The sequence below is a fragment of the Paenimyroides tangerinum genome, from assembly GCF_003865405.1.
GTDB lineage: Bacteria > Bacteroidota > Bacteroidia > Flavobacteriales > Flavobacteriaceae > Flavobacterium > Flavobacterium tangerinum.
On sequence record NZ_RQVQ01000033.1, the window covers coordinates 1 to 25,754 of the forward strand.

The window sequence follows — 25,754 nt, forward strand, 5'->3', positions numbered from 1 at the left end:
CATCAAAAGTAAGCAGGTGACAAGAAAAGCGAACATAACAAATTGTACAATTTTAAAAAGGAAAGATTATGAACATTATCGGACGATTGACGAGGGATGCGGAAGTACGCACCACGTCACAAGACAAACAGGTAGTAAGTTTTTCAGTAGCTACTAATGAAAGCTATCGAAACAAACAAGGCGAACGCATAGAGCAAACGACTAATTTCGATTGTGCCTATTGGATTTCTGCCAAGGTTGCAACGCTATTGACTAAAGATACTTTAGTAGAACTTACAGGCAGGGTAAGCACTAGAGCGTGGACAGGGAATGACGGAGAACCAAGGGCAGGATTGAATTTCCATACTTCAAACATCAAGTTTCACGGAGGTATCAAAAGAAACGAAACTGTACAAGCTTCTACAAAATTTACGAGTAGCAAGGTTACAGCAGAAGGAACGGAGGACGACCTCCCATTTTAAACACAAATATTCAATCATTTTTTAACATCAAAATTTTAGAAATCATGGCACATAATATCAATTTTAACGAGAAAATAGGACGCTATTCATTTTTTAGCGTACAACAAAAAGCATGGCATGGATTGGGGCAAATTGTAGAGCAATACCCGACAAGTGCAGAAGCAATTAAACATGCGGGTTTAGATTACGAAGTTGTGAAATCTCCACTATTTACCAAAGGTTCGGGAATTATTGAAACGGCACAAGGTATCGAAATAGGCAGTCACGAATTGGAAGTACCTAACTATTTTGCCAATATTCGCACCGATAACAATACCGTTTTGGGTGTGGTTGGAAAAGATTACCACATTGTTCAAAATCGGGAAGCATTTAATTTTTTTGATGCGATTGTAGGCGGTGGCGATGGTATTTTGTACGAAACCGCAGGAGCATTAGGGAACGGAGAACGCATTTTTATTACAGCCAAATTGCCCGATTATATCCGTGTGGGCAATGGTGATGACGTTACCGAAAAGTACATTTTCCTAACGACTTCGCACGATGGTAGCGGCAGTATTACAGCGGCTTTTACTCCGATTCGTATCGTTTGCCAAAATACCTTAAATGCTTCATTGCGTAATATGACGAATGTTGTACGAATTAAACATACTTCTGGAGCAAAACAACGTATTGAAAATGCTTATAAAATTATGGGATTAGCCAATACATTAAGCACACAATTAGAAAATATCTTCAATAGTTGGACAAAGGTAAAGGTAACAGATGAGGAGGTTAAAAAGCTAATTCAATTGGCACTTTGTCCGAATAAAGAAACTTTGGATTTACTCAAAAAAGGTGCTGAGGATGAAATATCTACCGTATTTAAAAATATTATTGAAGATGCTTTTGCTTATGCAATGTTAAGTGATACCCAACAAATGGACACAACAAAAGGAACTTTGTTTGGGGCATATAATGCCATTACAGGCTACTATCAAAATGTTAGAAAATATAAAAATGATGAAGCAAAACTGCAAAGTATTGTATTGGGTGGAACGGCTCAACTTAAGTCACAAAAAGCATTTGATTTGTGTACTTCTTTTACAACAGATGGACCCGAAATATTACAACTAAATTAACTAATCAAAAGGCTATCGCTTAATCAGCGGTAGCCTATTAAAATCAAATAATATGGCAAATTGGTGTAGTAATACGATAGTTTTTGAAGGAAATGAAGAAGCTATCAAACAGATAGAAAAGCTTTTTCAAACTATGAGAAGCAAAGAAGAACAAACCAAACAAGGGCAATTACCCGATTTTGTGACTAATGAAAAAGGTGGCTATTTCTTTAATATTTATGCAAATGAAGGAGATACAGGAATTTTCCAATACGAAACAAAATGGTCGCCTAATACCGCAAATTGTTCAAAAGATAGGAGTATACTATCAAGTGAATTTTATACAGGATTATGAAGAAATCAGTAACCTTGTATATGGTAGAGCATCATTTATTAATAACCTACTAACAGATATTTATTTGGAAGACGAAGATTTTAAGCAGTATCAATTTGATGAAAAAACAGATACTTATTCTTTTGAAGGTGAAATTTATTACAGTGATTGCGAAATACTAGAAGCTTTATTGGAAAGAAAAATTCGCCAGCCCTAAAACTTTAGGGCTGGCTGCGAAAAGATGAATCCTTCTGTTGGTCGGAAACGTCTTTTCGCTATAAATCGGAGCAAGCACTTTGCCCCTGCTTTACAGCAGGCAAACAGCTTGCGAAATATTTTGACGGATTAGTAAATCCGTCCAGTTAAATTACATTTTAAAGATAAAAATCAATTTCTTCCGATGGCCAAAAACGTTTTTTACTAAGTATAGAGCAACCAATTTGATAAAAATGTATACTTCGTCTTTTTATCAAAAAGGTTGTGAATTATTTTCGTGGGATATTCTGTATCCCAATATTTGATTTTGGATTGACCTCTTTTCTTTTCACACAGCGACCAAAGAAAAGAAACAAAAGAACGTCGCTTTATTGATAACGTATTTTTAATTTATACTTGTTAAAGTGGTTCTTAATTTCATTAACTTGCGATGGAAATTATAAAAAAGAGTATATTATAACTCTAAAAAACACGTATTATACATGATTATAGTTTCGTTTAATATTGTAAAGAATGACTACAAAAACATATTTGATATTTGGAATAAGTAAAGGGTTAGGGAAATTTATAACATTGAATCTTCCAAGCCCGAATGATACTGTATTTGGTGTTTCAAGAACACAACCAGACTATTTAAGCCCCAAAACTAATATCCGCTGGATTAAAACTGATTTGGCTGACCCGAAAATTTCGTCCGAAATTATTAAAAAAACTATAGAAAACGCACCTATTGATTATTTAATTTATAATGTTGGTATATGGGAAGCGGACGCCTTTTCAACTGAATATAATTTTGAGAAAAGCTCTATTTCTGAAATTACTAATATAATAAATACAAATGTCACTTCTTGTATCGTTAATATTCAATCAGTCTTAAATAATCTAAAATTATCAAAAAATGCTAAAGTAATTCTAATTGGGTCGACTTGGGGATTAGATAATCATAAAGGGAATGAAGTCGCTTTTTCTGCATCTAAATTTGCATTAAGAGGAATAGTTCATTCTTTAAGAGAAAGTTTACGCATTTATAAGATAGGTGTTTCAGTTATCAATTTAGGTTATTTAGCTACAGAATTTGATAATTTCGAAGATATGGAATCAGTAATTGATAAATCACAAGGAATGCTAATTCCATTGCAAGATGTAACTAATTCATTAAGATTTATTATTTCTACTTCTAATGCAACTTGTGTAAAAGAAATTGATATGCCAGCAATGAGTGATAAAAATGTTTAAATACGTGATATCAATTAATTTGTAATGAAGATGTTTCTATTGGTATTGAAAATAAGTATATCATTTTGATTAAATTGTTTATTTGATGTTTTACCAAATAGGATAGGAACTGTTTTTATGGAATATTCGGTATCCCAAACGTTATAATTTAAAGTGAGTAATTCTTTGGGTAATTATCATTTGCTTTTCTTGAGTTATTAAAAAACCGTCTAGTAATCTAAGTACGGGACGGTTATTAATTTTATTGATTTGTTAATTGCTGTTATTAAACTGAAAACTCACTTGCTTTTCATTTCCGAAACTATCCGAAATCCATACATCAAAAGTCTGAGATACCGTAGATGTTGAGGTGTAATACAAACGAAATTGCTCTTTAGCTAATGGATACAGATCATTCGGTAAATAGGGGTCGTCATCGTAATAACGCAATGTTCCTTGTCCATCAAATTGAAAATAGCGTAGATAATATTGGGTATGGTGGTAATTTTCGGTACGCTGTATGACAATGCGTATTTCTACCGTTTGTCCGTTGGCAATATCTTTGGGTACTGGCATTACGTTAATTTCAAAAGGGAAATCATTCTGTACTTCAAGTCCATCATCTTTGCTACAAGATACCAGCGTAAATGATATTGAAAGGATTAGCAGCAGCAATCCTGTTTTAAATTTATTGAATATAGCTATCATAGTTTCTGATTTTTAAAAGTTAAATCGTAATCCAACACCTGCTGAAGGTCGGAACTGCTGTAAATCTGTACCCCAAAAAACTTTTGTACGACCTTGTAAAACTAACACCAATCGATCTGATAGGTAGGTTTCAAGTGAAAGTCGTCCGCCAGCTCCGTAAACGAAGTTGTTGTCATTTAGTATTTTGGCTCCATCAAACAATATTGTCTCGTTGCGGTTGATGTTTTCATAACCGACTACGCCTGTTATTCCTGCATTTAGCGTGATGTTTTTTCTAGAATCACCTAACAGAAAGAAACTGTAACCTCCTTCAGCGGTATAGGTTTCTTGAGGAATGCGAATGCTTTTATACTTGTGGTATTGGTGCGTATATTCCAATGCCCAAAGCTGATAATTTCCATTTTTTCCATTGACTGTCATTGCGATATGGAGGTAATAATCATTTCCGATTTTGTCTTTGGAAAGGATGCCTGTGCTAATTTCCAATCCTTTTTGTTTAGGTAACATTCGCTGTGCTTGTGCGACCGTCATCGCTACAAAAAGCAGTACGACGGTATAGATATACTTTTTCATTCTAAATTGTTTTTAGGTTATTAAAATTTCAGATGCATATCGGTTACCAAACGAGCGTTGATTAAATCTGAATTTTCAACTTGAAGGACTTGATGTCTTCCTCCGTTTTTTTCGAAGATCTCAATCACGAGTACCTTGTCATTGGCAATGGTAAACTGATCTAACAGAAACACATTCTGCTCAGTAGCTTGTCCTGAAATTTCTGTAAGTGGTTTATAAGTTCGAAGCGGTATAATGGAGCGTTCTTGAATGACAGTTCGCTTGGCTACTTTTTTATCTACAACTTTGAAATTGATAAAGTCAATCTGAAAAGGAACGTTCGTTTTGTTTTTTACTTCTGTATGAAAGTAGTATTTGCCGTTGTGGATGTATATTCCTTTTAGAATAAATTGAATACCGAAGCTTTTAGCCCCAATGTGTTTGACTGTACGCTTGTCTTTTTTGTAAATAGTTTCTAAAAGCAATCCAGCCAATGAAGGTGAATTAGTTCCTAATTCTTCAAAAAGGACGTCATTACCACCCGCTTTGTCCACAGCTTTTTGCATCGTCAAAAGATCGTAATTCAATACCTCTGGGTAAGGACTGTAAAACACATTAAAACTGTAAAAACGACCGTCATTGGTAATTACAGAAAAATTGGTTTCTGTTTCAAAATCTCTTACCGATGCTTTTACACGCAACACGTTTTCCGCATCTTCTGCTTTTCCTGCAAGGAGGAATTCACTTCCCAAATCCACATAACGAATAGCGGTAGGAAAGATCAAATGCGATGTTTTATCGTAAGTAACTTCCATTTGATAAGGTTCGATTTTGCCTAATGCCAGTGGGGTTTTTATGCTATCTTGAGCATAAGAAGATACAGCAAAGCTGAATATAAGGGCGATAAACCAAAGGGTTTTTAAATTATTTTTCATCTTTTTTATTATTTGTGTTCAACATTATTTTTTAGAAACCAGAAAGACTTGATGACCTGCTTTTAAGGTTACTTTTGGTGTGCGTACTTTCTTGGCGAAATAGCCCGAAATACCTTGAACCACGCCCCGACTTAAATCTGCGGCAACTTGCTGCCCTGCATTTTGAGTCATCATAATGGAGGTACCGCCAGTCTGACTCATATTACCAGCCATTTCAGTTAGTGCATTCATCTCAGGATTGTACGGAACATACAAACCTTGTTGTCCATCTAAATCGTAAATAGTGATATCTACGGGAATAATATTTCCATCTAATTCTACCGAACTAATTTTTAGCTGTAAACGTCCGCCTTGAAATTTGGTATTGGCTGTTACGATGGTTCCTTTGGGAATTGTACGTTCGGGAGTTTGAGCAGCCTCTAATAAGCGCAATCTCACACCTGTTTCTCCAATTACCGTTTGTGCTTCGTGTACACAGGCTTTGATGCTGTTTTTTGGCTGTACGACTTGGGCAACCGATCCTGCGGTATAAAAACCACGGTTTCGAGTTTCGCTCCAATCTGCTAAAAAAGCACTGTCGGTAGGCTCACGATATAAGGCGGATACGGGGTTCTTTCTTGCAGATGTAAAGGATACAAAATGCTCTTTTTGACTCGTAGGTTTTGCGCTTGTACTTTCAATAGATGGAGTTGTAATGTTTTCCGTATTGGTACTAGAAGGAAGATACTTTGCAGCCATTTGATATGATTTTTCCATTAAAGCCAATTGATCGTCAACTGTTGCAACTTTTGGGACGTCTTTTTCGGCTAATTGTTCTTTTAAATCATCCAATTGTTTGCGGAGTTCAGCAGCTTCTGAATAATCATCTTGATAGAAAGAACCTAAAGTATTTTGCATGTTTCGGTAACTATTCAAACCAGCATTATTGTTTCTTGATGCATTTTTATTTCCACCAAAACTGTAGCTTTCATCTTCGTTAGCGAATGATTCATCCTTCAGATTTTCTTGACTTTCTTCTGTATTCCAATAATCTGAAAGTGTAGCCAAGGCATTGCGTTTTTCTTGTTCTTTGTTTTCGAACATTTCCTGTTCATAAGCTTTGCCTTTATCATCGAGCATACCTGGCACTGTAGCTTGTGGTACAGCATCATTTAACCCAATGTTTTCTAGTGCTTTTTTATCTTCTGACGGTTTAATAAGCAGATACATACAAGCTGTAAACACGATGCCCATTAAACCAAGAATCAAAGGTTTTTTGAGCTTTTCTTTCGTGCTTTGCGTATTGTTTTGTAACACATCTACGGTGTCTTTCGGGATTCCCTCGGTTACCCGAACCACCGATTTTTTGTCTTCATTTTCTTTCATAATTCTTATTTTTTAAATAGTATTAAGGTGTCCTGTAGACTTGTAGGAGTTTCCTTCTTTTTAAGTACAGGGTTTTCAATATGCTTGATATCGATGGTTTTATACGATTTGCCTGCATCGTACCATACCTTCAAAATGACAATGGCTGTTAGCAGGAGATAGCCCACAAAAAAGTACAGCGTATATTGCTTTTGTTTCCTTAGTGGCAATGCACTAAATCGATCATTCAGCTTGTCAAAATAATCTGTTATAGTTGCTCTTAATTTTTTCATATCCTGAATTTTAGCGTTCCATGACTTCCACATCTTTGTTTTCTATGACTGTAAACTTTTCGATATTAAATCCCTGAGGATTGTTATCAGATCGAACAGAGTTTAAGAGATAGCAAGAAGTAATCAGATTGCGTTTGGTGACGTTGCTGGAACGAATGATGAACTGTTTAGCATAGGTTTTCACCGAATAAGGATAGGTGTCGAAATTGCAAACTACGCTGTCAACTTCTATGCGTTGCTGTACGTTGCCCGAAATAATCCTGCTGTAATAACCTTTTTCGGATAAGTCTTTGTAATAATCAAAGGCACTTTTATCGGCAAGATTAAACGCACGTTTCATGTTGCTCTCAATTGCATTTTTGTCGGGAGCAAGTGTAAAAAAGAGTTCGTGAAATCGTTTTACGTGTTCTCTCGCTTCTACAGGTCTGTTGATACTTGCATCTTGCGATAAAGCAAGCATCAGAGATTTGCCATTGTCTAAGACATAAACTTTTTGGCGTTGTTGCTCCGCAAAGCGGTAGGATTGCCAAACGGCATATCCTACAACGCTTATACAGAGTACGGCAAATACAAGGGCGTACAGCCTAATTTGGCGAAAACTGTTTTCAATATTTCTTAATGTTTTAAATTCCATTTTCTTTCATGTTTGATTGTTCTTATTTTCCCATCAATTTGCCACCGATATTTCCTGCAGCTGAACCAGCTCCGGCTCCCGCAATATTTCCAGCTTTCATTGCCGATTGATTTACATTTCGAGTGAAGTTTCCTGCACCACCTGCCTGAATAATCCAGCCTGTTACTGTTGGAATCGTGAAATAACCCACAATACCGATGATCATAAAAATGATATAAACCGTATTGCTGGTATCAGGTATATAGGTCGGATCGGCTAGCATAGCGATGTCTCGTTCGAGTATCAGCGATTGAATTCGGGCAAGCATGGAACTGAATAGATCAGAGACAGGTAGCCAGAGATAAACGCTTATGTATCTTGTAATCCATTGGGTGAGGGTGGTTTGAAAACCATCCCAAACACTGATTGCAAACGCTATTGGTCCGAGTATGGATAGGACGATGAGAAAAAACGTTCGTATGGTATCAATCACCAAAGCGGCTGCTTGAAAAAGTATTTCCAATAAATTGCGAAACCAATCTTTTAGTGCTTTTTCTACCTGATAAGCTGTTCTATCCATATACATTCCTGCCATTGTTCCGATGTCCGAAGGTGACCAGCCTAATTCATCCAGTTTTTTGTCAAATTCTTCGTCTGAAACCATATAAGCTGTTTCTGGATTTCTGACCATTGCTTCGTATTCCAATCGGTCTTTCTGCTCTTGCAGCTTGTTTAGATCGAGTACTTGATGTTCGAGTATGCCATGCGTTCCTGTAACAATGGGACTTAATACGCCGTTAATAGTTCCTAAAACAATGGTTGGAAAAAACATAATACATAGTCCTAAAGCGAAGGGTCGAAGCAACGGGAACACATCAATGGGTTCGGCTCGACTTAATGCTTGCCAAACTTTTAATGCTACATAAAACAAGGCACCCAATCCTGCTAGACCTTTTGCTACTGCTGCCATATCACCTGCAAGAGGCATCATGTCATCGTAAAGCGATCGCAGAAGCTGGTGAAGATTATTCCATTCCATCTTTACCAATATTTTTGGTTAGCAGTTCCGTATAGTTCAAGCACCCTTTTGGAATCATTCTTCTTTTTAGCTCTTAAATAGCTAACCGAAATGTTTTTATTGGTATAGTAGCGCACCAAACTGTGGTATTCTTTTACCTCTTTGTACACTCGGTCAATCACATCCATACGTTCTTTGTCATTCAGTGAAAGACTTGAAGAGGTTACAATTTGCTTTAGCTCTTTCAGTAGTTCGCCACTTTCGTTGAGTAGGGCTGAATAGCCATTGCCAATGGCGACCAATTCTTGTGGAGTGAAATTTGGATCGTTCATCATTTTACTAAAATTCTGTACGTACATTTCAGAAACATCACCCACCAACAAAACAGTCTGTTGTACTTTGCGGGCATCTTTTACCAAATTGTTGATAGCTTTCAGCTTGTCGTAATACTCTTTCCCTTGCTTATAGACTTTTTCAACCTCTTTGAAATTCTTGACCACATTGCTTACTGTGGAAGAAGTTTGGACGATTTCATTAGCAGAATTAAGAATACCCGATGCGAGATTTGCTGGATCGGTTACGACAAATTGTGCTTTTGCAGACGGCGCTACGGCAAGCATCAATGCCGTACACACCATAAAAAGGATCTTTTTCATTTTTTTGAAATTTTTAAATGATTAATAATTATTGATTGGCGTTATCACGCCTTTGCATGGCGATGTGCTTAATGGCGAGTTCGACGTTCCCATCGAGTTCTGATGCGAGTTGCATCACTTCCATTTTTTCGGTTTCTTCCGTGGTATAAGCGAGATATTCCTCCAAACTCACTTCGGTGGCATAGACTGCCGAGTGCGTACCACCTAAGCCAATCCAAACTTCTTTGTACAATCGGTTTGGGTCGTTGTTCATATTGATGGATAATACTTGTCCTTTCTCTTTGTCCGTGAGACCTAGCATCGCCTGTATATCATCAAACTTGTTCATATACTTGCGCTGGTCTAAGAGTATCTTGCAATCGGAGTTATTGATGATACTTTCCTTTACAATAGGTGATTGAATGATGTCATCCACCTCCTGTGTTACCACAATAGCTTCCCCGAAAAACTTCCTAACCGTTTTAAGTAGGCTAAGCACCCAGCGCCTTTTCGTATTACTACGGTAGGTTTCCAAATGCTCGCCCCCGAACCGGACTTACACGTCTCCGCGTATCCGGCTCTCCACTAATTTTGTCAGTGTAATGTTCCGTTATGGATTTTCTGATGACAACTATGGCATACCGCTACGGTCTTTCGTCTTCTTGCAATCATGTGTCTTTCCCAATTCTTTTTACCTTCGAGGTTTTTGAGTTTTCGTACATGGTGCATGACAAGCTTTTCCGTAGCTCCGCACATTTCACACTTTTCAGCTTTGAGCCTGTCTATAAGGCTTGTCCTACCTGCATCGAAGATGGAATAGGGCATGATGTCAAAGCCTGCGTCTGTCATCGGGTTCTTTCTTCTGAACCCCAAGTCGTAGAAGTACCTCTCTTTTACTGCACCAGATTTAGTGGTAAACCTTACCGTGAATTTTCCGTTCATACGATACTTGGCATTTATCTTTCTCGTTGAACTTTTGTATTTCCCAGCAAAGGTTTTGTACATACTGTACTCCATGATAAACCTGAAGTTGTGCAATTCAGAACAGTTGTTGGCAATAGAATAGTAATTGTAGAAACCTCGTATTTCCCGATTGTATCGGTCGAGTATTTCAAGGTCGTCATTGAAAATAAGTCCAGACCTGCATTTTGGTTTCCAAATTTCCTTGCCATTTTGGTATCGGAATTCCAACACACCATAGTCAAGTAATTTGTTCCTCATAGTTTCCGTACTTATTTTGAGATACACTCTTTTTCCATAGGTTCTTCTCAAACGACCTGCAATATCCCGTCTCTGTGCGTTGGACTTTCTCACAAAGATTTCATAGCCTAGAAAACGTGCCGAATCTTCCGTATGGGTAATGAGTGTTTTCTCATCTGACAATTCCAGTTTAAGCTTTTCGTAAAGGAAATTTTTAATATCTTCCTTAACCTCTTTAGCATCCTGTTTACTACCTATTATCCCAATTAGGAAATCATCTGCATATCTGACATATTTTAATCTTTTATAATCTGTGTCCATTTCGTCACAGCTTGGAAACATTGCACGTTCCTTGTCTTCTGTCTTAATCCTTTGGATTAAAACCGCTCTTTCATTTTCGTCTTCTACAGACTTTAGTTTTCTCTCAGTTCTCTTTCTTGCATTTTCAAAGTCTTTACGGACTTTACTCGGTCTGCGTTTTTCCCCTTTATCGAATTTTACGATGTACTCTTTCATGTACTTGTCTAATCTGTCGAGATAAATATTTGCCAGTAATGGACTTACTATACCTCCCTGCGGCGTTCCGCTGTGCGTTTTATGAAATGTCCAATCTTCGATATAACCTGCATTCAGAAACTTACTGATGAGCCTTATAAATCTATCGTCGGAGATACGTTCTTTAAGGATGCTTATCAGTACATCATGACTGATATTATCAAAGAATCCTTTTATATCTCCTTCAATGAACCATTTAGCTCCACTGAATGACTTCTGAATCTGAGCCAGTGCGGTGTGACAGCTACGATTTAGGCGAAAACCATGTGAGGTGTATTCAAAATGTCCCTCATAGATAGCTTCCAAAATCATCCTTGTCACTTCCTGTACTAACTTGTCATCGAAAGCAGGTATGCCAAGAGGTCGCATCTTACCGTTTTTCTTCGGTATGTAAACTCTCCTCGATGGCTGGGGCTGATAGCTTTCATCTTTCAATGAACTTATCAGCTTTTCAATTCGAGATAGGCTCATATTGTCTATGCTTTGACCATCTGAACCCTCTGTCATATTGCCCTCTTTTGCATAAATGCGTTGATAGGCAACATAGAACATCTCGTCATTGAACAGAATTCTGTAAAGTCTTTCAAACTTATAGCTTGAAGTTTTACTGTGTTCCATTAGACTGTTTAATACTCTTTCTGGATTTCTCATAATGTCTCTCACATTTTCCTTTAATTGTATTAATAAAAATTAGCTGCTTCCCTTCGCCATGTACAAGGCTTTCCCTTGCTCGGACTACTACGGAAGCTCCGTTACCATGTCGAATATTCAGAGGGCAAACCCTCATAGCCTTACGGCATTCCGATTTAGGTAATCCCCGATTGCGACTTAATAACTATTGGCACGATGGATTGTCGGATACAACTTCCGTCCTTTGTACACTTACTGTGACTGCGCTGTAATAAGTTCTTGCTTCTCTTATACCTATTCACTAAGGAAGTATTACAGTATGACGATTGATAGCTATCTTACGTCATAGTTTCAAGTGAAACCGCTCGGACTATCGTTAAATCAATTCGGATTTTATCCTCATATCCATCTTTTCACCTCGCCATTCAGTAGCAGTTTGATAACTAACTGACTTATGACTTTACCGACATGCTACACTCCCTGTCCAGTTTCCCTTTCAGATAAGTCGGTTGATGATAGGTTTTTCAAAGAACACTAACCTAATCTCTTGCCACAGAGATATTTATTAAGCCACCTTGACGGGCGCACACAAATACTTGATATATTCCGCCATTCCTTCTTTGGCAATAGCTTTCCAAGCTTCTTCAATTAAAATCAGCTTGCGGACACCTTTCAATCGGCGCATTTTGTTGATGAATACCTCCATAATAATGATGGTCACAATTGGAAATAGGATTTTGTGGTCTTTTATCGCATCAATCTCAAACACGATAAAGCGTTTGGAAAGTAGGTCTAATTGCTTGTCGGAGTTTAAGAGATAATCGTACTCACCACCTTTGTAATAAGGCTCCAATACGTTAAGAAAATTAGCAATATCAAAATCCTTTTCTCTTACCTGTTTTTCTTCTAAAACCTTTCGGTAATCGCCTTTTACATATTCATAAAAACCGTTGAATGAGGGGTAAACATCATCTGTTTTGATACATTCGATATAACCCGAAACCGCATTGGACAATGCCACTTCTTCAGAGCGAGTTGGTGGTTCATCATCACGTTTCCAAAGTGTCAATATCAAAGTTTTGATACTTTCACGCTTCTCAATATCGAATATACCGTCATCGGTATAAAATGGATTAAAGGCAATAGGATTATCTTCGGTATATGTGAAGTAAACACCGTCTTCGCCTTTGGTTTTTCCTTTAATCAATTCACATAAGCCTTGATACGAGTTCCCCGTATCTACCAATAAGACATGCGCGCCTTGTTCGTAATACTGCCTAACCATGTGGTTAGTGAAGAATGATTTACCCGAACCCGATGGTCCCAAAATGAATTTGTTTCGATTTGTGATAATACCCCGTTTCATAGGCAAATCAGAAATATCCAAATGAATGGGTTTCCCAGTTAGCCTGTCCGCCATTTTTATTCCGAACGGTGAAGGCGAATTGTGGTAATTGGTTTCTTCTGTAAACAGACACAATGCAGGTTCAATAAAGGTGTAAAAGCTTTCTTCACTTGGAAAATCGCCTGCATTACCTGGCATTCCTGCCCAATACAAAGTGGCTACATCTGTGGTGTTATGACGGGGTTTACATTCCATCAATGCCAATGCACTACCGCAATCGTTCTTTAGCTGTTTCAGTTCCGCAGGATCTTCCGACCAAGCCATGATGTTGAAATGTGCTCTGATCGAAGACAGTCCAAAACTATGGGCTTCGTTCAGGTATTTTTCAATCCATTCTTTGTTGATTTGGTTGGCACGACTGTAGCGAGCCAGCGAATGCATATTCCTTGCAGACTTCTCAAACTGTTGAAGGTTGTCTTCGCTGTTATCTAAAAACAAATATTGATTGTAGATGTGGTTGCAACTCAACAACAAACCCACTGGAGCGGCAAACGATAAACGACAATCACTGCGATCGGTTGATAGTTTTTCTAAACGGGTATCTGCTGAAACCGTTGCGGGTAAGTCATCTGTATCCGACAAAGTATGCAAAGACAGTCTTTTGTTGCCAATACGAACTTCTTCGGCTCCAAGAGCGATGTCTTGCATCGGTGTTCCTGCTGTTCTTGAAAGCGTAAGGTATTGTTCCAGTACCCCCTGTTTTTCGTCTGTTCCAACGATATCGTCTTCGTTTAATCGTTTCAAACTCACAAAACCACTGTCATTGAGGATGCGCTCAAATTGAGCGACTGCTTCCATAAAATGCTGTATGGTTTCCTTGTTTCTGATTTCTTTTGGAATCAACGTGCCTTTGCAAAGTGAACTAAAGTTGCTTTGCATACGCATTCTTTCTTTGGTCGTTTTAGTTAGAAATAGATAGCAATAATGATTCAAAAACGGACGTTCGTTGAAATGTCTTTGATAGCTTTTAGACAAAAAACTTTGGTCTTCCTGTGTCAAATCGGGTGCATAGTTTTCTTTGATATACCAATCTTGTTTGTGAACGATTGTGAAATCAGGCAATGTCTTGATCGCCTTGTGCCAAGCAGAATGAATCGCTTCATATTCAGCAGAAGCTACCGTTAATAATTCAGGTAAGTGTACTTCAAAACAGGCGGTGATGTCTGCATCTTTAGAAAGAATACAATTGTTTTCTACTGCTAAAAGCGGAAACTTGTTTTCTAAAGTGGTGGTTTTTGCTACATTTTTCATACGGCTTTCGATTTAGGCGTGAATTTCAAATAGCGGTAGATGGGCTTACGACAGATGATGTAACGAGGATGCTTTTTTCTGGCACCCACTTTCATGAGTCCGTGTTCACCGTATTTTCTGTTCAGGGAAAAGGTTTGCCAAATAATCATAGAGGCACCACCAGCTCCAAGAAGTAAACAGATGTATGAGTTTACACCTGCCATATACAAGATCATCACGAATATGAGCATACCCAGCAATCCACCCGCGAAGATGAACAGGTACTGTGCTTTCAGCCCTTTAAATTCCACCGTTCTCCCGATGCCTTTGTTGATATTGTAATTCATAATGCCAAGGATTAAAGGAAGAATGAACGCAGAATGGTAGCTGCCACAATCAAGAAGATACACGCACCGAACCAGCTTGCAGCCGTTTTACTGGTGTCAGGATCTCCACTACTAAATTTATTGTAGACTTTAACTCCTCCGATTAATCCAACTACGGCTCCAATGGCGTAGATCAATTTGGTAGCTGGATCGAAATAAGAGGTTACCATTTGAGTGGCTTCGGTGATTCCAGCTGCTCCATTTCCTTGCGCGAATACACCAATTCCTGACAGCATTGCAACGGCTGCCAGTAAAATCTTTTTTCTTTGTTTTTTCATAATTGAAACACATTAATTTGTTATTGTATTCCCACTTCTTGTGGGCTTTCGGAACAAAGGTGTTTCAGAAATTAAAGCGATGTATTAAAGTGGCTGTGAGTGGAATTGTTTGGCGGAGAGAGGCTTTGTAACAAACGAAATTAGGCTGTTTCTATTTTTAGAAACAGCCTAATTATGCTATAAATTTCAAATCTGAGATTAGTTCAACGAATCCTTAATCGCTCTAAAATTTGCTAAAGCACTTTCGATATTCTCAATGATATCATCAATCAGCACTTCTGGGTCTGGAAGATTATCCAAATCAATCAGATTACCATCTTTAAGCCAGAATATATCAAGGTTGGTTTTATCCCTTTCGATAATTTCTTCATAAGAATATTTACGCCAACGACCTGTATCATTTTCTTCATTCCATGTTTCTATTCTTTCCGAAATATTATCAGCTTTATAGCATTGTATAAAATCCTCTAGATGCTCAAATTTTAATGGATTCTTTTTAGGAGTGTGCCTAATATTTGTTCGGTAATCGTAAATCCAAACCTCTTTCGTTGCGGAAGTATTTGATTCTGATTCTTTTTGGAAAAATAACACATTTGATTTCACACCTTGAGCATAGAAAATACCTGTAGGTAGTCTAAGTATTGTATGTAAATTTGTATTTTCAAGAAGTTTTTTCCGGATGGTTTCACCTGCTCCTCCTTCAAACAATACATTGTCAGGTAAGACAACTGCTGCTCTACCATGTTCTTTCAACATTGTTACTATATGCTGTAAGAAAGAAAGCTGTTTGTTGCTTGTCGTCACCCAGAAATCCTTTCTTAAGAAGTAACCATCCTTTTCTGCTTGCTTTTTATCTGTAGTTGGTATATCGCTACTACTTATTCCAAACGGAGGATTAGCGAGTACTATGTCTACTTTTTCTGATTCAGAAACCTCTCCATTAGTCCTTTTCAAACTATCTGTAACTTCTATTTCAGGGGTTTCTTTTAAATCGCCTACACCATGTAGGAAGAGATTCATCAAGCAAAGTCGAGCTGTAGCTTTCTCAATTTCCCAACCTTTGAATGTATGGAATTTCAAAAACTCCTGCTGAGGTTTGGTTAGTTTAGTTTTTCCTAAATGATTCAGAACTCCTAAGAAGAAACCACCTGTACCACATGAAGGATCTGCAACCGTTTCTTTAGGTTTAGGCTGTATACATTCAACCATTGCATTAATTACCGATCTTGGGGTAAAATATTGACCGGCTCCGCTGTTTTCAGCATTCTTTTGTAATAGGGATTCGTAAATTTCACCTTTAACATCTATTTCCTGTGAAGTCCAATCTTCTTCATCAATTAGATTGATTAACCTCTTAAGCTTAACTGAATCGTGTATTTTGTTTAATGCTCCGGCAAAAATTTTGCTTAGCATGCCGCCTGAATTGGAAAGCTTTTTTAATATTGATTCGTATGTTTCAATTATTTGACCAGATGATTTTAATTCCTGCCAGTTACATCCATCAGGAATTTGATACTGGCTTTTGTTTTCATCTGCCATTTTAAGAAACAGTAAATATGTAAGCTGTTCCAAATAATCTCCGTACCCTAATCCATCATCACGAAGAGTATCACAGAATGACCAGATTTTTGCTACTAATATGTTTGTTGATGCCATTATTTCTCAATTTATTATACTAATACTCGTTCTACATCTTTAAGCCAGCTATATTCATCATCTTTAATTTTTTCTTTCACAAAATTTCTTACGATCATTGAATAAGGCTCTGTGTATTTCGAGTAGTTATGAAGAAGTAGAAAACATTCATCTATTTTCTCATCTCTTCTCACAGGATCATTAATATTGTTTTTTATATAATTATGTGCTTTTTTCACTGCCATTTCACAATTTGACCAAATCTTACTTCTTCCTCTTCGTAGTGGAGTATGATCCAACCCATAAAATTTTATAGAAAGCGTAGCCTTTTTATTATATAATGGACTGTCTTCTTCATTATAAGTTGGATATGGATCTCCATTTTGATCAAATGATATTAACGTTACATCTCTCGGTTTTATCGGGTCGATAAGAAGAGGTCTTTCGCAATCGCATTCTTCGTCATCTGTTTGAGCCAAACCATCACCATCTAATGGAAAAAAATTTCCTTTACCATAAACTTCGTTCCCAGTGTCAAATCTATCTTTCCTTAACTTATTAACTAATGAGCCTGCTAAACGAAAGTTAATCCAACTATATGAGAGCCACCAATAACCATCTTCAAGAATTACAGCCCCATCTTCAGATTTAGATTCCGCTTTAGGTCGGAAGTGCTCTATCTCCCATTCACTTGAACTTTCAGGTGCTTCGGAGTACCAGCATTTATGTCCTGATAATTCAGATAATGCTGGATATAATTCTCTCCAAATATTATTTGTAGACCAATAGTTACTTCTTTGTTTTTTCGTCATTGGACGAATATCATTTAGACATTGTTCTGCTCGTTGAACCCAAGCATCAAAGCTACCAGCGTGGTTTCCTTCAAGACTATCGAATTTAGCCCGTAAGTCAGATAGATTTATTACTCTCATGGTAGTTCATCTTTTTGAATTAATTTTAGAACACGTTCTGCTGCTTTAGAGCTTTCTTCGGCTAATAACTGTTTTTCTGATTCAGTTAATTCAGTCTTACCAAAAGCTTCCAATTTTGACATCTCGGCTAAGTATGCTTTAAACCACTTGTCTTCAACCTCTTCATAGAAACCATAATCTTCTAAGTCTACTTTTAATTTCTGGTACTCATCATATTCAACCTCATCTAATTTCTCTCTCATTAAACGACCTTGCAAGTATCTTTTACGATTTAATTTTTCCTGAGTTTTTTTATCCAATATCGTAGGAAGACCAAACAAAGGACTGGTTAATATGCCTGCCACACCAAGACCTTTTGGACTTACATCCGGTTCTGTTACTTCAGTATTATAATCAGCATCTCTTTTAAACACTCTCACTTGTTCTTTCTCCATACCACCAATAACTAATGGGTCATGCGTACAAAAAACAATTTGAGTTTTAGCAGATTTACTCACCACATTTTCTAAAAAATCAAGGTATTTCCATTTCCATAAGGGATTCAAATGTGTGTCCGGTTCATCAAGGAGAATAAGCGCTTCATCGTCTTTTGTAAATTTAAGCAAACCAAGCACCGTAATCAATTGCTTTTCACCTTCACTTAATTCACCCATAGCCAATTCGCCTTCTACATGTTCTTTTATAACTTTTATTCTAACATCCTGATCTTCTACCAATTCAGAATAATGAAGACTGCATAAGGCATTAAACAACGTAATTTTGTTTTCATATTTCATTTCGACAAATGCTCTAATAGCTTCTTTGTCTTTTAGGAAAAGAAAGAGCCTGTTTAACGTTTCCCTTTTGTTTAATGCCCCTCTCACAGTTTCTTTATAGAACATAGGTACAATAGAAAAATTCCATAAATCTTCAATGAACCTGCGGACTAATCCTGCGGTATTCCAGAAATGATCTGGGTCCTTACGAGATTTTGACCAATTAGGTTGCTTCAACATAAAAAGGGCGGAGCCAAAATCAACTATGTTTAATTCCCTTTTTAGAAAATCTATAGTTTCTTTTTCTCTTTCATCAAATAGATAAAAGGCGATTAAAGCAAAACTGGCATGGATTGGCTCCACTAAGAAAATACGAGGCATTTCCTTAAAGTCCTCATACTTTGATGTTGGATCCATCATTTTTTTAAATTGCTGAACTTTGTGATCTGCGTACAAAGATCTAAGGCGTTCGCTCAACCCAGAGTAGTATACAAAAACATGGCTAGGTAAATATTCATTTTTATTTTTGAAAAACTGAGCTTTTGATTTCAATTTTTCTCCATCAATAGAGAAAATGTATCCTTTTTTTTCGGAATAATCAACTTCTATGCTTTTATCACGACAACTATAATTAATAATATATTCGAAAGATTGACTTTGCTTATGTAATATTGGAGCTCTTTCTAAATCTAAATCCCTAAAGATTATAACTATTGCTTCCATAAAGTTAGATTTACCAGTAGCATTCAGTCCGAGTAATACCGTTTCCATGGAATTCTCACCAAAATCAAAATGAAAATCCTCTAGATTTTTAAATCTTCCTTTTATGTGTACGTTATTTATCTTCATCTTTCAAAGTTAAAAGTGATTCTGTCTTAGATTTCAACTCATCAATTTGATGGTAGATTTCTTTTATTTCGCTGTAGAAACGTTCAATATCTCCTTCACTTGTAGATTTTTCCCAAAGCTCTTGAGCAGATATAGGAGAATTAGATTTTTTTAAAATATCAATAATAGATTGTTTTTCTTCCATTTTCTTCTTCGGTTTGGGTTTACTTAGATTTATTTTTTTTTGATTTTCAAGATATAATCTTTTTTCTTCTTTTAAATCGTCTAACAATTTTTCTGCAGATTCATTTGAAGTATAGTTGACTAATCTGCCTTCAAACGCATTTTTTAAGATTGAATGTTTTAGTGCAATAATTTCATTTAAAACGTTGTCAATTGTTTTTCCTAAATTATCAGCTAAAGTAAATCTCGACTCAATGATTTCAACCACCTGTTTTTGTTCATCGAATGAACAATACGGTAACTCTATATTCTTAATAATCGTTGTATTCAGATTTGGTTGAGTTGCTCCCATGCTGATGTCTCTCAATTTCTGAGTATTCAATAGAAAAAAGTAATATAGGTAATAAATACTTCTGTCATCTAAATCTAAAAATGCTGCTATGCCGTCATTGATAGTTGAATCAATTAGACATATTTTAGGAATACCTAATGTAGCACCACTATTACTTATTAGTAAGGTTCTAGGCTTTATTCTTCTGGTTTTTACAAGTCCAGCTTCTTTAATAGTATATTCAAATGTAGTTAAATGTACTTTTTCATCTTTAGTCAAATCTTTCACCTTGAGAAATGGGATATTACCTTCATAATATCTAGAATCCCCTGCTGGTCTAGGTGAACCTCCTCTAACTACATTTGAAATATTTGAAATTTTGATTATTTTCCAACCATTAGGCAGTTTACCTTCTTTAATAATTTTATTTGTTAATTTTCCTGTAAATGCATCTTTCAATAATGCTTGTTTATAAATTTTTAAACTATAGCTTGCCTTTTTTAAGATTTTTTCAGACTCACCAATTTTACTAAATAGTGTTTCAATCTGAGATACTATAGCGTGTTGTTCATGTAAATTCGTTATTGGAATACTTATGCTTTTTAATGTCGAAAGATAAATTCCTTTTTGAGCAGATCCTTTTGAATTATTTATCAGCATTTTATTGGAAAAAGGAGAAGACAGATAATACATTAAGTATCTACTCGATATAAATATAGGTTTAAGTAATGCGACGCTTCTTTGTATAGCAAATTTTTGAGTTTGTTCAACTACAGATACTCTTCCTATTGTGCCAACAATTGTTAGCAATACATCTCCTTGCTCTATATTTGTTCTTTGTTTTTCTCTTATGTAATCTTCCTCATTTATATAGCGTAAATCTTTATCAAAATTTATAGTATAATTTTCTATATTTCTAGCACTAAGCATAGGAATACCGTTGTCTTGTTTTGGAGGAGGGTTATGTGACCCATCTGTTATTTTATAACAGATTTTGTCTAGCGTTGTCCAAATCCATCCCTTTGGTAAAACATATGTTAATTGTTGTTCTTTCATTTTAAATCTTTTGCAAAAGATCTGATTTTCACAGATCTTGATTATGCATTTTACCTCAGAATTATTATTTCGAGATAAATTTATTTTAACATAGTTGAGTTAAAAAAATCTTTGATATCTACTTTCAAAAGCCGGGCTATTTGTGCGAATGTTTCGACGGATGGCTGTATTTCATTAGTACACCACCTAGATACAGTACTTTCACTTTTCCCCAGCTCTTTGGCTAACCATTTACTGGTTTTAGAGTGTTCAGCCAATATAACTTTCAATCTATTGAGTTTCATGTAACTTCAATTAATACGCATAGAATGCGAATTTAGTATTATTAATAATGCAAACAAAGTACCTAAGGATGATTTTGAAATATTATATTATAATCATTTTTGAGATTGAATAGACATATGTATACGATAAAAAAAGGGAATCTGCTCACACAAACTCCCCAATATCAAAATCTTCTAAATTATTTTTCCGCAAGGTGGAAGAACCAGTTTCCGTTTCAGATGAAAGTGCGCTATCCAAAAGCTCGGCAATTTTTTGAGAGGCACCTTCAATAGAATTTTCCAGTAAGCTGAACAACTCCGTCCCATGTAATTTTTGAACTAGGGCAACTGCTGTTTCCTTTTGAGATTGCTCCAATTCTTCTTTTTGGAGTAATGCCCCTACAGTGCTAAGTTCATCAAAGGTAACTCCTTGTGCAAGACTGTCATCGCTACCAGAGATTCCGTACCTGTTCCATTCTTCCTCCTCTTCTTCAAAATCAGGTATATTACTGAAAACTTCGTCCAGCTCTTCCTGCGGAATTTGAATACCAACGATTTCATTTTCGTCGTATTCTATGTCTAAATTAGCTGGATTTATTTCTTGTTCCTTAAATTGACTTTCATTGGACGCCTTTGGCATAGATTGGCTTTTTACTGGTTTTGGCTGCCCCATAATATCGGGTAAATTTGGATTTACTTTTTTCTGTAAGCCATGTTGTTCCGATCGTTTCTTAATGACAATTTTGTCCTGTAAAAGTAGATAAATGATGATCAGCAGGCATAATACAATTATTGTTTCCATAACTAATGGTTTAAAAAATAGGTTTAAACTTTTGGTTGAAATCATCTATAATTGCTTTTTCAAACAGTTCAAAATGATGTTCCAATATATTGTCCAAATAAGCGTAAAGCGGAATCTCATCCTTGCCAATCACCTGTACAATTCGGGATAAACGTTTGTGATATTCCTGACGGATATAAATACTTTTATCACCTCGTTTTGCCATGGAATGTGTTTTTAAAAAAAGATCTCCATAGCTTCCATCAAGACTTTTTTTGCTGCGGTTTTTCTCTCGTTGCACAGGTTTGTTACGGGGTAACTCTTCTGATTTTCCATGATCTTCCATCGGTTCAGGAGGAAGTTGTAAACCTTCTTTTTTTACGCCATCTACCATCAAGTTCATCATCAATTCCTCATTAATATCAGGCGTTACTTTTTTTCTATTTGATTTTTCCATCGGTACTTATAATTGAATGATTTTTAAAAATTCAGTGATAAATAGATCTAATTGACAAGCTTTCATCAGTCGTTCATCAGGGGGAATTAACGTAGAACGGAAAATGGTTTTACTATCGTTTTCACTTTCCTTGCGAAAACGAGTGCTGTTTTTAACTTGACTTTGCATCAGACTTAATCCTAATTGTGCTATAAGTTGATTGTACACATCGTATAAAGGCGTTCTTTCCCTGCCATCCACTTCATTCCAAAAAAGGTTAATGGTTTTTATAGATGTTTCTACTTTTTTCATAATGACATCCTGCAATAGCTGTGTAAAAATGAGGGTACTTTCCATGACCAATCGGTCGGCTGTAATAGGCGTGAAAATATGATGCATTCCTGCTAATGCTTTCAGAATTCCTGGCGTATTAACCGTTCCTGGCAAATCAAAGAATACAACGTCAATGGGAATAGCTGAGGTGTTTATATATTCTATTGCTCTTTCCAATACGCTGTCTGCCTTGTGTTGTACAATCTCGTATGCCTTTTTATTGATTGCCATAAATTGATTGTACGCTAGCTTCTTCAAATGTTCATTTTCCATTACCATTGCCAAGTCACGGACTTTCATTTTTGTTAAGCTGTGTTGTGGAAAATCCGTATCAAAGACAACGACATTATAGCCTAGTCGATAATGCAGCGTACTCGCTACAAGTGCGGTAAATGTGCTTTTACCAACGCCGCCTTTTTGTGAAGAAAAGGCAATAAACAAAGGTTTCTTTTTTGTATTCATATCTATAAAATTTAAAATTCTAGTATTCTTGACTGTTTTCTTTCCTGCTGGAATTACAGAGTCATAGCTTTCATTCAGTTTGGCATTACAACCTGCCTTCATGTTTCCTGTCAAGCAGGATCGCCGACATTCATTCCGTCTATCAATCAAAACAGCAAGATGTTTAGAAGGCAAGCGATCCTGCGTTCTTGCCGTCTTGCACTCCATCTATCAGGACTCCCTACAATCTTGGGTGTTTGCATTCCAGCAATCGGGCATCACAGATTGAAGGTGTTCTAGCCAACATTCAAATACAAAGAACACATCATTTTGAGTCGATTGATTAGCTACCGAAGCCTTTGGCGTTTATAGGTCGTGTTTGGCACTATTGTATGGTACAACTATTTTAAAAAGAGAGCTTTACTTTGTGTAGTACTATTTATTAATTGATTTATGCAAAAGGATTTTGATAAAATAGAAGTAACAGCAACGGCATGCAGCCGTTTTTCCCTGTTACATTCAATTCCGATTCATCGGAATTATTGTGTTCACCAGAACACGGCAAGTTGTGTTTTGAGCATCTCGAAAAGTATTCCGAAGCTCAAAACAACTTGCCCTAGCCGGGGGCAGAAAAATCCTCCGAAGTCGGCTTTTTGTATGAATTAAATTAGAAGTTTATGGTAATTAAAAAGAATCTAAGAAAACAAGGAGGAAGACCTCCCAAAACAGATCCAGCTAAAATCCGGTATTCGATTTCATTTACTGAAGAAGAACATGCCCGATTTCTAACCCTTTTTGAACAATCAGGTATGCAGGTTAAGGCACATTTTATCACTTCTCAAATATTCGGAAAAGAGATAAAATCTGTTAAAATTGATAAAGGAACCGTTGATTTTTATATGCGATTGACTTCATTTCACAGTCAATTTCGTTCCGTTGGTGTGAATTATAACCAAATTGTAAAACTATTATATAAGAATTTTTCGGAGAAAAAAGCAGCTGCTTATCTATATAAATTGGAAAAACAAACAATTGAAATGGCGGTTTTATGTCGTAAGATCATTCATCTGACAGAAGAATTTGAAGCGAAATATCTTAAAAAAGAAACTCCAAATGATAGCTAAAATTGGAAGAAGCTCAAGTTTATATGGTGCATTAGCATATAATAATCTGAAAGTTGAAAAAGAAAAAGGACAAATTTTGTTTACTAATAAAATAATTGAAACAACAAACGGAACATATTCAATTACACAATTAGCTGATTCTTTTGAACCATACTTGATTGCAAATCGCAATACAGAGAAACATACGTTGCATATTTCGCTGAATCCCAATCCTAAAGATGTGGTGAATGATGATAAGTTTATAGAAATTGCGCAGGAATATATGCAGAAAATGGGTTACAGCGAACAACCTTTTATAGTCTTTAAACATAACGATATAGATCGTAATCACATTCATATCGTTTCGGTTTGTGTCGATGAAAATGGAAGAAAAATTTCGGACAAGTTTGAGAAAATGCGTTCAATGAACGTTTGTAGAGAACTCGAAAAACACCACGGATTAATACCTACAACAGACAAAGAACGCAAAGAAAATGATAAGATTTTCCGCCCTATAAATTACAAAGCAGGCGATGTTAAAAGTCAAATTGCATCTGTCGTTCACCATCTTCAAAACTATTATCAATTTCAAACATTAGGCGAATACAATGCTTTGCTTTCTTTGTTCAATATTACAACAGAGAAAGTTGAGGGCGAATTACGAGGAATGCCACAACAAGGTTTGCTCTATATTCCATTAAGTAAAAAAAGCGAAAGAGTTGGACATCCGTTCAAAGCTTCTTTGTTTGGAAAAAGTGCGGGGCTTTCAGGCTTGGAACTGCATTTCGAAAACAGCAAAACGAAACTAAAGAAGCATCCAGTCAAGCAAACTTTGAAATCTGTCGTCACTATTGCACTTCAATCCACAGATAATGAACAAACATTTAAAAGAAAGTTAGCGGAACAAGGTATCAATGTGGTGGTACGAAGAAACGATACAGACCGTATTTATGGAATTACATTTATAGACCATAATTCAAGAACTGTTTGGAACTGTTCACGCTTAGGAAAAGAACTTTCTGCCAATACTTTTAATGATTATTGGAACAATAATATTAAGCCTGAAATAAAAGAGTCTACCGAATTACAACCCAAATTATCTACATTTAATGATGCCGAACTTCCTGTTGAAGAATCTCATCATTTATTTGATTTCTTAAGTACGGACAATCATGAAGACGGTTTGATAGAGGCACTCGGCGGCTTACTGCCCGAGGCTAAAGGCGAGAATTACGAAGAACAAAGGTTTATAAATCTTATGAAAATAAAGAAAATGAAAAAATAATTTATCTCTTGACTTTACTAAAGATTCTATGTTTGCGAGTAGAAGTTCTTTAAATATTTAATAGCTTTATTACAACAGAAGAAACATAAAGATAAAAGTTAAATTTTGGCATACTAAAGTTTTTAAATACTAATTAAACTATAAAAAATTTAACATTAAATTAAATAAACTTGGTAAAAGTGAACTTTAAAGAATATTTAAATTATTATATTTTTTTTAAATCTTTGTTGGGACTAAAAAGTTTAACTGTTCGTTAAGGTTTGATAAAAAGTGGTTTATTTTTACTT

Annotated in this window: 27 protein-coding genes and 1 pseudogene; 7 read left to right on the forward strand and 21 right to left on the reverse strand. The window is 36.1% G+C overall.

Features of this window, described 5'->3' with window-relative positions; all coding sequences use genetic code 11:
• The first annotated feature begins 68 nt into the window (after nucleotides 1–68).
• The 5 genes from EG240_RS12545 (at nucleotide 69) to EG240_RS12560 (ending at nucleotide 3,344) form a co-directional block, all read left to right on the forward strand.
• On the forward strand, nucleotides 69–461 hold the full coding sequence (locus EG240_RS12545) for a single-stranded DNA-binding protein (protein ID WP_125019736.1): 393 nt from the start codon (nucleotides 69–71) through the stop codon (nucleotides 459–461).
• A gap of 44 nt (nucleotides 462–505) precedes the next feature.
• Nucleotides 506–1,579 (forward strand): DUF932 domain-containing protein, encoded by a 1,074-nt coding sequence (locus tag EG240_RS12550; RefSeq protein WP_125019737.1) that lies wholly within the window; start codon nucleotides 506–508, stop codon nucleotides 1,577–1,579.
• 52 nt (nucleotides 1,580–1,631) lie between these two features.
• Nucleotides 1,632–1,913, forward strand: a complete 282-nt coding sequence (locus EG240_RS16895) for a hypothetical protein (protein ID WP_235830382.1) — start codon at nucleotides 1,632–1,634, stop codon at nucleotides 1,911–1,913.
• A complete protein-coding gene (locus EG240_RS17100; RefSeq protein WP_397337901.1) occupies nucleotides 1,804–2,109 on the forward strand; it encodes a DUF1281 family ferredoxin-like fold protein in 306 nt (101 codons plus the stop codon). Before EG240_RS16895 ends, EG240_RS17100 begins: the two co-directional genes overlap by 110 nt.
• Nucleotides 2,110–2,621: 512 nt before the next feature.
• Nucleotides 2,622–3,344: an SDR family NAD(P)-dependent oxidoreductase gene (locus EG240_RS12560; protein WP_125019738.1), complete on the forward strand. Its 723-nt coding sequence runs from the start codon at nucleotides 2,622–2,624 to the stop codon at nucleotides 3,342–3,344.
• 252 nt (nucleotides 3,345–3,596) lie between these two features.
• Here the strand turns inward: EG240_RS12560 and EG240_RS12565 are convergent, their stop codons facing one another.
• The 21 genes and pseudogenes from EG240_RS12565 to EG240_RS12670 all read right to left on the reverse strand — a co-directional run bounded on the left by EG240_RS12565 (nucleotide 3,597) and on the right by EG240_RS12670 (nucleotide 23,100).
• Nucleotides 3,597–4,031 carry a DUF3872 domain-containing protein gene (locus tag EG240_RS12565; RefSeq protein WP_125019739.1) on the reverse strand — a complete coding sequence of 145 codons (435 nt, stop codon included), beginning with the start codon at nucleotides 4,029–4,031 and terminating at the stop codon, nucleotides 3,597–3,599.
• A 12-nt stretch (nucleotides 4,032–4,043) separates the two neighbouring features.
• Nucleotides 4,044–4,604, reverse strand: a complete 561-nt coding sequence (locus EG240_RS12570; protein WP_125019740.1) for a conjugal transfer protein TraO — start codon at nucleotides 4,602–4,604, stop codon at nucleotides 4,044–4,046.
• Between the two features lie 20 nt (nucleotides 4,605–4,624).
• The gene (gene traN, locus EG240_RS12575) at nucleotides 4,625–5,518 is read right to left on the reverse strand and encodes a conjugative transposon protein TraN (protein ID WP_125019741.1); all 894 of its coding nucleotides are present in this window, start codon (nucleotides 5,516–5,518) and stop codon (nucleotides 4,625–4,627) included.
• Nucleotides 5,519–5,542: 24 nt separating this feature from the next.
• A complete protein-coding gene (gene traM / locus EG240_RS12580; RefSeq protein ID WP_125019742.1) occupies nucleotides 5,543–6,883 on the reverse strand; it encodes a conjugative transposon protein TraM in 1,341 nt (446 codons plus the stop codon).
• Between the two features lie 5 nt (nucleotides 6,884–6,888).
• A complete protein-coding gene (locus EG240_RS12585; protein ID WP_235830384.1) occupies nucleotides 6,889–7,155 on the reverse strand; it encodes a nitrogen regulatory IIA protein in 267 nt (88 codons plus the stop codon).
• Between the two features lie 10 nt (nucleotides 7,156–7,165).
• The gene (gene traK, locus EG240_RS12590; RefSeq protein ID WP_125019743.1) at nucleotides 7,166–7,789 is read right to left on the reverse strand and encodes a conjugative transposon protein TraK; all 624 of its coding nucleotides are present in this window, start codon (nucleotides 7,787–7,789) and stop codon (nucleotides 7,166–7,168) included.
• A gap of 22 nt (nucleotides 7,790–7,811) precedes the next feature.
• Nucleotides 7,812–8,807, reverse strand: coding sequence for a conjugative transposon protein TraJ (gene traJ / locus EG240_RS12595; RefSeq protein ID WP_125019744.1), 996 nt, complete (start codon nucleotides 8,805–8,807; stop codon nucleotides 7,812–7,814).
• Between the two features lie 2 nt (nucleotides 8,808–8,809).
• Nucleotides 8,810–9,442 carry a DUF4141 domain-containing protein gene (locus EG240_RS12600; RefSeq protein WP_125019745.1) on the reverse strand — a complete coding sequence of 211 codons (633 nt, stop codon included), beginning with the start codon at nucleotides 9,440–9,442 and terminating at the stop codon, nucleotides 8,810–8,812.
• 28 nt (nucleotides 9,443–9,470) lie between these two features.
• Nucleotides 9,471–9,956, reverse strand: coding sequence for a TraG family conjugative transposon ATPase (locus EG240_RS12605; RefSeq protein WP_262675150.1), 486 nt, complete (start codon nucleotides 9,954–9,956; stop codon nucleotides 9,471–9,473).
• Nucleotides 9,957–10,015: 59 nt separating this feature from the next.
• Nucleotides 10,016–11,827 carry a reverse transcriptase domain-containing protein gene (locus EG240_RS12610; protein ID WP_125019746.1) on the reverse strand — a complete coding sequence of 604 codons (1,812 nt, stop codon included), beginning with the start codon at nucleotides 11,825–11,827 and terminating at the stop codon, nucleotides 10,016–10,018.
• A 553-nt stretch (nucleotides 11,828–12,380) separates the two neighbouring features.
• Nucleotides 12,381–14,462 (reverse strand): annotated as a pseudogene (locus tag EG240_RS12620) (TraG family conjugative transposon ATPase); the annotation flags it as partial.
• Nucleotides 14,459–14,788 (reverse strand): DUF4133 domain-containing protein, encoded by a 330-nt coding sequence (locus tag EG240_RS12625; RefSeq protein ID WP_125019748.1) that lies wholly within the window; start codon nucleotides 14,786–14,788, stop codon nucleotides 14,459–14,461. The pseudogene EG240_RS12620 and the gene EG240_RS12625, both read right to left, overlap by 4 nt.
• An 11-nt stretch (nucleotides 14,789–14,799) precedes the next feature.
• A complete protein-coding gene (locus EG240_RS12630; RefSeq protein ID WP_125019749.1) occupies nucleotides 14,800–15,105 on the reverse strand; it encodes a DUF4134 domain-containing protein in 306 nt (101 codons plus the stop codon).
• 198 nt (nucleotides 15,106–15,303) lie between these two features.
• Nucleotides 15,304–16,761: a type I restriction-modification system subunit M gene (locus EG240_RS12635; RefSeq protein WP_203229318.1), complete on the reverse strand. Its 1,458-nt coding sequence runs from the start codon at nucleotides 16,759–16,761 to the stop codon at nucleotides 15,304–15,306.
• A 14-nt stretch (nucleotides 16,762–16,775) separates the two neighbouring features.
• Nucleotides 16,776–17,672 (reverse strand): hypothetical protein, encoded by an 897-nt coding sequence (locus EG240_RS12640; RefSeq protein WP_125019751.1) that lies wholly within the window; start codon nucleotides 17,670–17,672, stop codon nucleotides 16,776–16,778.
• Nucleotides 17,669–19,276, reverse strand: coding sequence for an AAA family ATPase (locus EG240_RS12645; RefSeq protein WP_125019752.1), 1,608 nt, complete (start codon nucleotides 19,274–19,276; stop codon nucleotides 17,669–17,671). Before EG240_RS12645 ends, EG240_RS12640 begins: the two co-directional genes overlap by 4 nt.
• Complete coding sequence (locus EG240_RS12650; protein WP_125019753.1) at nucleotides 19,263–20,825, reverse strand: restriction endonuclease subunit S; 1,563 nt, start codon at nucleotides 20,823–20,825, stop codon at nucleotides 19,263–19,265. The genes EG240_RS12645 and EG240_RS12650 overlap by 14 nt, the downstream gene beginning before the upstream one ends.
• A gap of 80 nt (nucleotides 20,826–20,905) precedes the next feature.
• Nucleotides 20,906–21,109 (reverse strand): helix-turn-helix transcriptional regulator, encoded by a 204-nt coding sequence (locus EG240_RS12655; RefSeq protein ID WP_125019754.1) that lies wholly within the window; start codon nucleotides 21,107–21,109, stop codon nucleotides 20,906–20,908.
• 145 nt (nucleotides 21,110–21,254) lie between these two features.
• Nucleotides 21,255–21,890, reverse strand: coding sequence for a conjugal transfer protein TraD (locus EG240_RS12660; RefSeq protein ID WP_125019755.1), 636 nt, complete (start codon nucleotides 21,888–21,890; stop codon nucleotides 21,255–21,257).
• Nucleotides 21,891–21,900: 10 nt separating this feature from the next.
• Nucleotides 21,901–22,326 carry a DUF3408 domain-containing protein gene (locus EG240_RS12665; protein ID WP_125019756.1) on the reverse strand — a complete coding sequence of 142 codons (426 nt, stop codon included), beginning with the start codon at nucleotides 22,324–22,326 and terminating at the stop codon, nucleotides 21,901–21,903.
• A gap of 6 nt (nucleotides 22,327–22,332) precedes the next feature.
• The gene (locus EG240_RS12670) at nucleotides 22,333–23,100 is read right to left on the reverse strand and encodes a ParA family protein (RefSeq protein WP_125019764.1); all 768 of its coding nucleotides are present in this window, start codon (nucleotides 23,098–23,100) and stop codon (nucleotides 22,333–22,335) included.
• A gap of 656 nt (nucleotides 23,101–23,756) precedes the next feature.
• On the opposite strand from EG240_RS12670, the gene mobA reads away from it, so the two are divergent.
• Both mobA and mobB read left to right on the forward strand, forming a co-directional pair.
• Nucleotides 23,757–24,203, forward strand: coding sequence for a conjugal transfer protein MobA (gene mobA, locus EG240_RS12675; protein WP_125019757.1), 447 nt, complete (start codon nucleotides 23,757–23,759; stop codon nucleotides 24,201–24,203).
• Complete coding sequence (mobB, locus tag EG240_RS12680) at nucleotides 24,193–25,467, forward strand: conjugal transfer protein MobB (protein ID WP_125019758.1); 1,275 nt, start codon at nucleotides 24,193–24,195, stop codon at nucleotides 25,465–25,467. Before mobA ends, mobB begins: the two co-directional genes overlap by 11 nt.
• The last annotated feature ends 287 nt before the right edge of the window (nucleotides 25,468–25,754 follow it).

Coding starts and splice junctions, on each gene's coding strand:
- EG240_RS12560 (WP_125019738.1), top strand. CDS start 2,622: ATGACTACAAAAACATATTTGATATTTGGAATAAGTAAAGGGTTAGGG.
- EG240_RS12610 (WP_125019746.1), bottom strand. CDS start 11,827: ATGAGAAATCCAGAAAGAGTATTAAACAGTCTAATGGAACACAGTAAA.
- EG240_RS12545 (WP_125019736.1), top strand. CDS start 69: ATGAACATTATCGGACGATTGACGAGGGATGCGGAAGTACGCACCACG.
- EG240_RS12635 (WP_203229318.1), bottom strand. CDS start 16,761: ATGGCATCAACAAACATATTAGTAGCAAAAATCTGGTCATTCTGTGAT.
- EG240_RS12645 (WP_125019752.1), bottom strand. CDS start 19,276: ATGAAGATAAATAACGTACACATAAAAGGAAGATTTAAAAATCTAGAG.
- EG240_RS16895 (WP_235830382.1), top strand. CDS start 1,632: ATGGCAAATTGGTGTAGTAATACGATAGTTTTTGAAGGAAATGAAGAA.
- EG240_RS12665 (WP_125019756.1), bottom strand. CDS start 22,326: ATGGAAAAATCAAATAGAAAAAAAGTAACGCCTGATATTAATGAGGAA.
- EG240_RS17100 (WP_397337901.1), top strand. CDS start 1,804: ATGAAGGAGATACAGGAATTTTCCAATACGAAACAAAATGGTCGCCTA.
- traJ (WP_125019744.1), bottom strand. CDS start 8,807: ATGGAATGGAATAATCTTCACCAGCTTCTGCGATCGCTTTACGATGAC.
- EG240_RS12670 (WP_125019764.1), bottom strand. CDS start 23,100: ATGAATACAAAAAAGAAACCTTTGTTTATTGCCTTTTCTTCACAAAAA.
- EG240_RS12650 (WP_125019753.1), bottom strand. CDS start 20,825: ATGAAAGAACAACAATTAACATATGTTTTACCAAAGGGATGGATTTGG.
- traN (WP_125019741.1), bottom strand. CDS start 5,518: ATGAAAAATAATTTAAAAACCCTTTGGTTTATCGCCCTTATATTCAGC.
- EG240_RS12630 (WP_125019749.1), bottom strand. CDS start 15,105: ATGAAAAAACAAAGAAAAAAGATTTTACTGGCAGCCGTTGCAATGCTG.
- EG240_RS12655 (WP_125019754.1), bottom strand. CDS start 21,109: ATGAAACTCAATAGATTGAAAGTTATATTGGCTGAACACTCTAAAACC.
- EG240_RS12570 (WP_125019740.1), bottom strand. CDS start 4,604: ATGAAAAAGTATATCTATACCGTCGTACTGCTTTTTGTAGCGATGACG.
- EG240_RS12550 (WP_125019737.1), top strand. CDS start 506: ATGGCACATAATATCAATTTTAACGAGAAAATAGGACGCTATTCATTT.
- EG240_RS12660 (WP_125019755.1), bottom strand. CDS start 21,890: ATGGAAACAATAATTGTATTATGCCTGCTGATCATCATTTATCTACTT.
- traK (WP_125019743.1), bottom strand. CDS start 7,789: ATGGAATTTAAAACATTAAGAAATATTGAAAACAGTTTTCGCCAAATT.
- mobA (WP_125019757.1), top strand. CDS start 23,757: ATGGTAATTAAAAAGAATCTAAGAAAACAAGGAGGAAGACCTCCCAAA.
- EG240_RS12640 (WP_125019751.1), bottom strand. CDS start 17,672: ATGAGAGTAATAAATCTATCTGACTTACGGGCTAAATTCGATAGTCTT.
- EG240_RS12600 (WP_125019745.1), bottom strand. CDS start 9,442: ATGAAAAAGATCCTTTTTATGGTGTGTACGGCATTGATGCTTGCCGTA.
- EG240_RS12585 (WP_235830384.1), bottom strand. CDS start 7,155: ATGAAAAAATTAAGAGCAACTATAACAGATTATTTTGACAAGCTGAAT.
- EG240_RS12565 (WP_125019739.1), bottom strand. CDS start 4,031: ATGATAGCTATATTCAATAAATTTAAAACAGGATTGCTGCTGCTAATC.
- EG240_RS12625 (WP_125019748.1), bottom strand. CDS start 14,788: ATGAATTACAATATCAACAAAGGCATCGGGAGAACGGTGGAATTTAAA.
- mobB (WP_125019758.1), top strand. CDS start 24,193: ATGATAGCTAAAATTGGAAGAAGCTCAAGTTTATATGGTGCATTAGCA.
- traM (WP_125019742.1), bottom strand. CDS start 6,883: ATGAAAGAAAATGAAGACAAAAAATCGGTGGTTCGGGTAACCGAGGGA.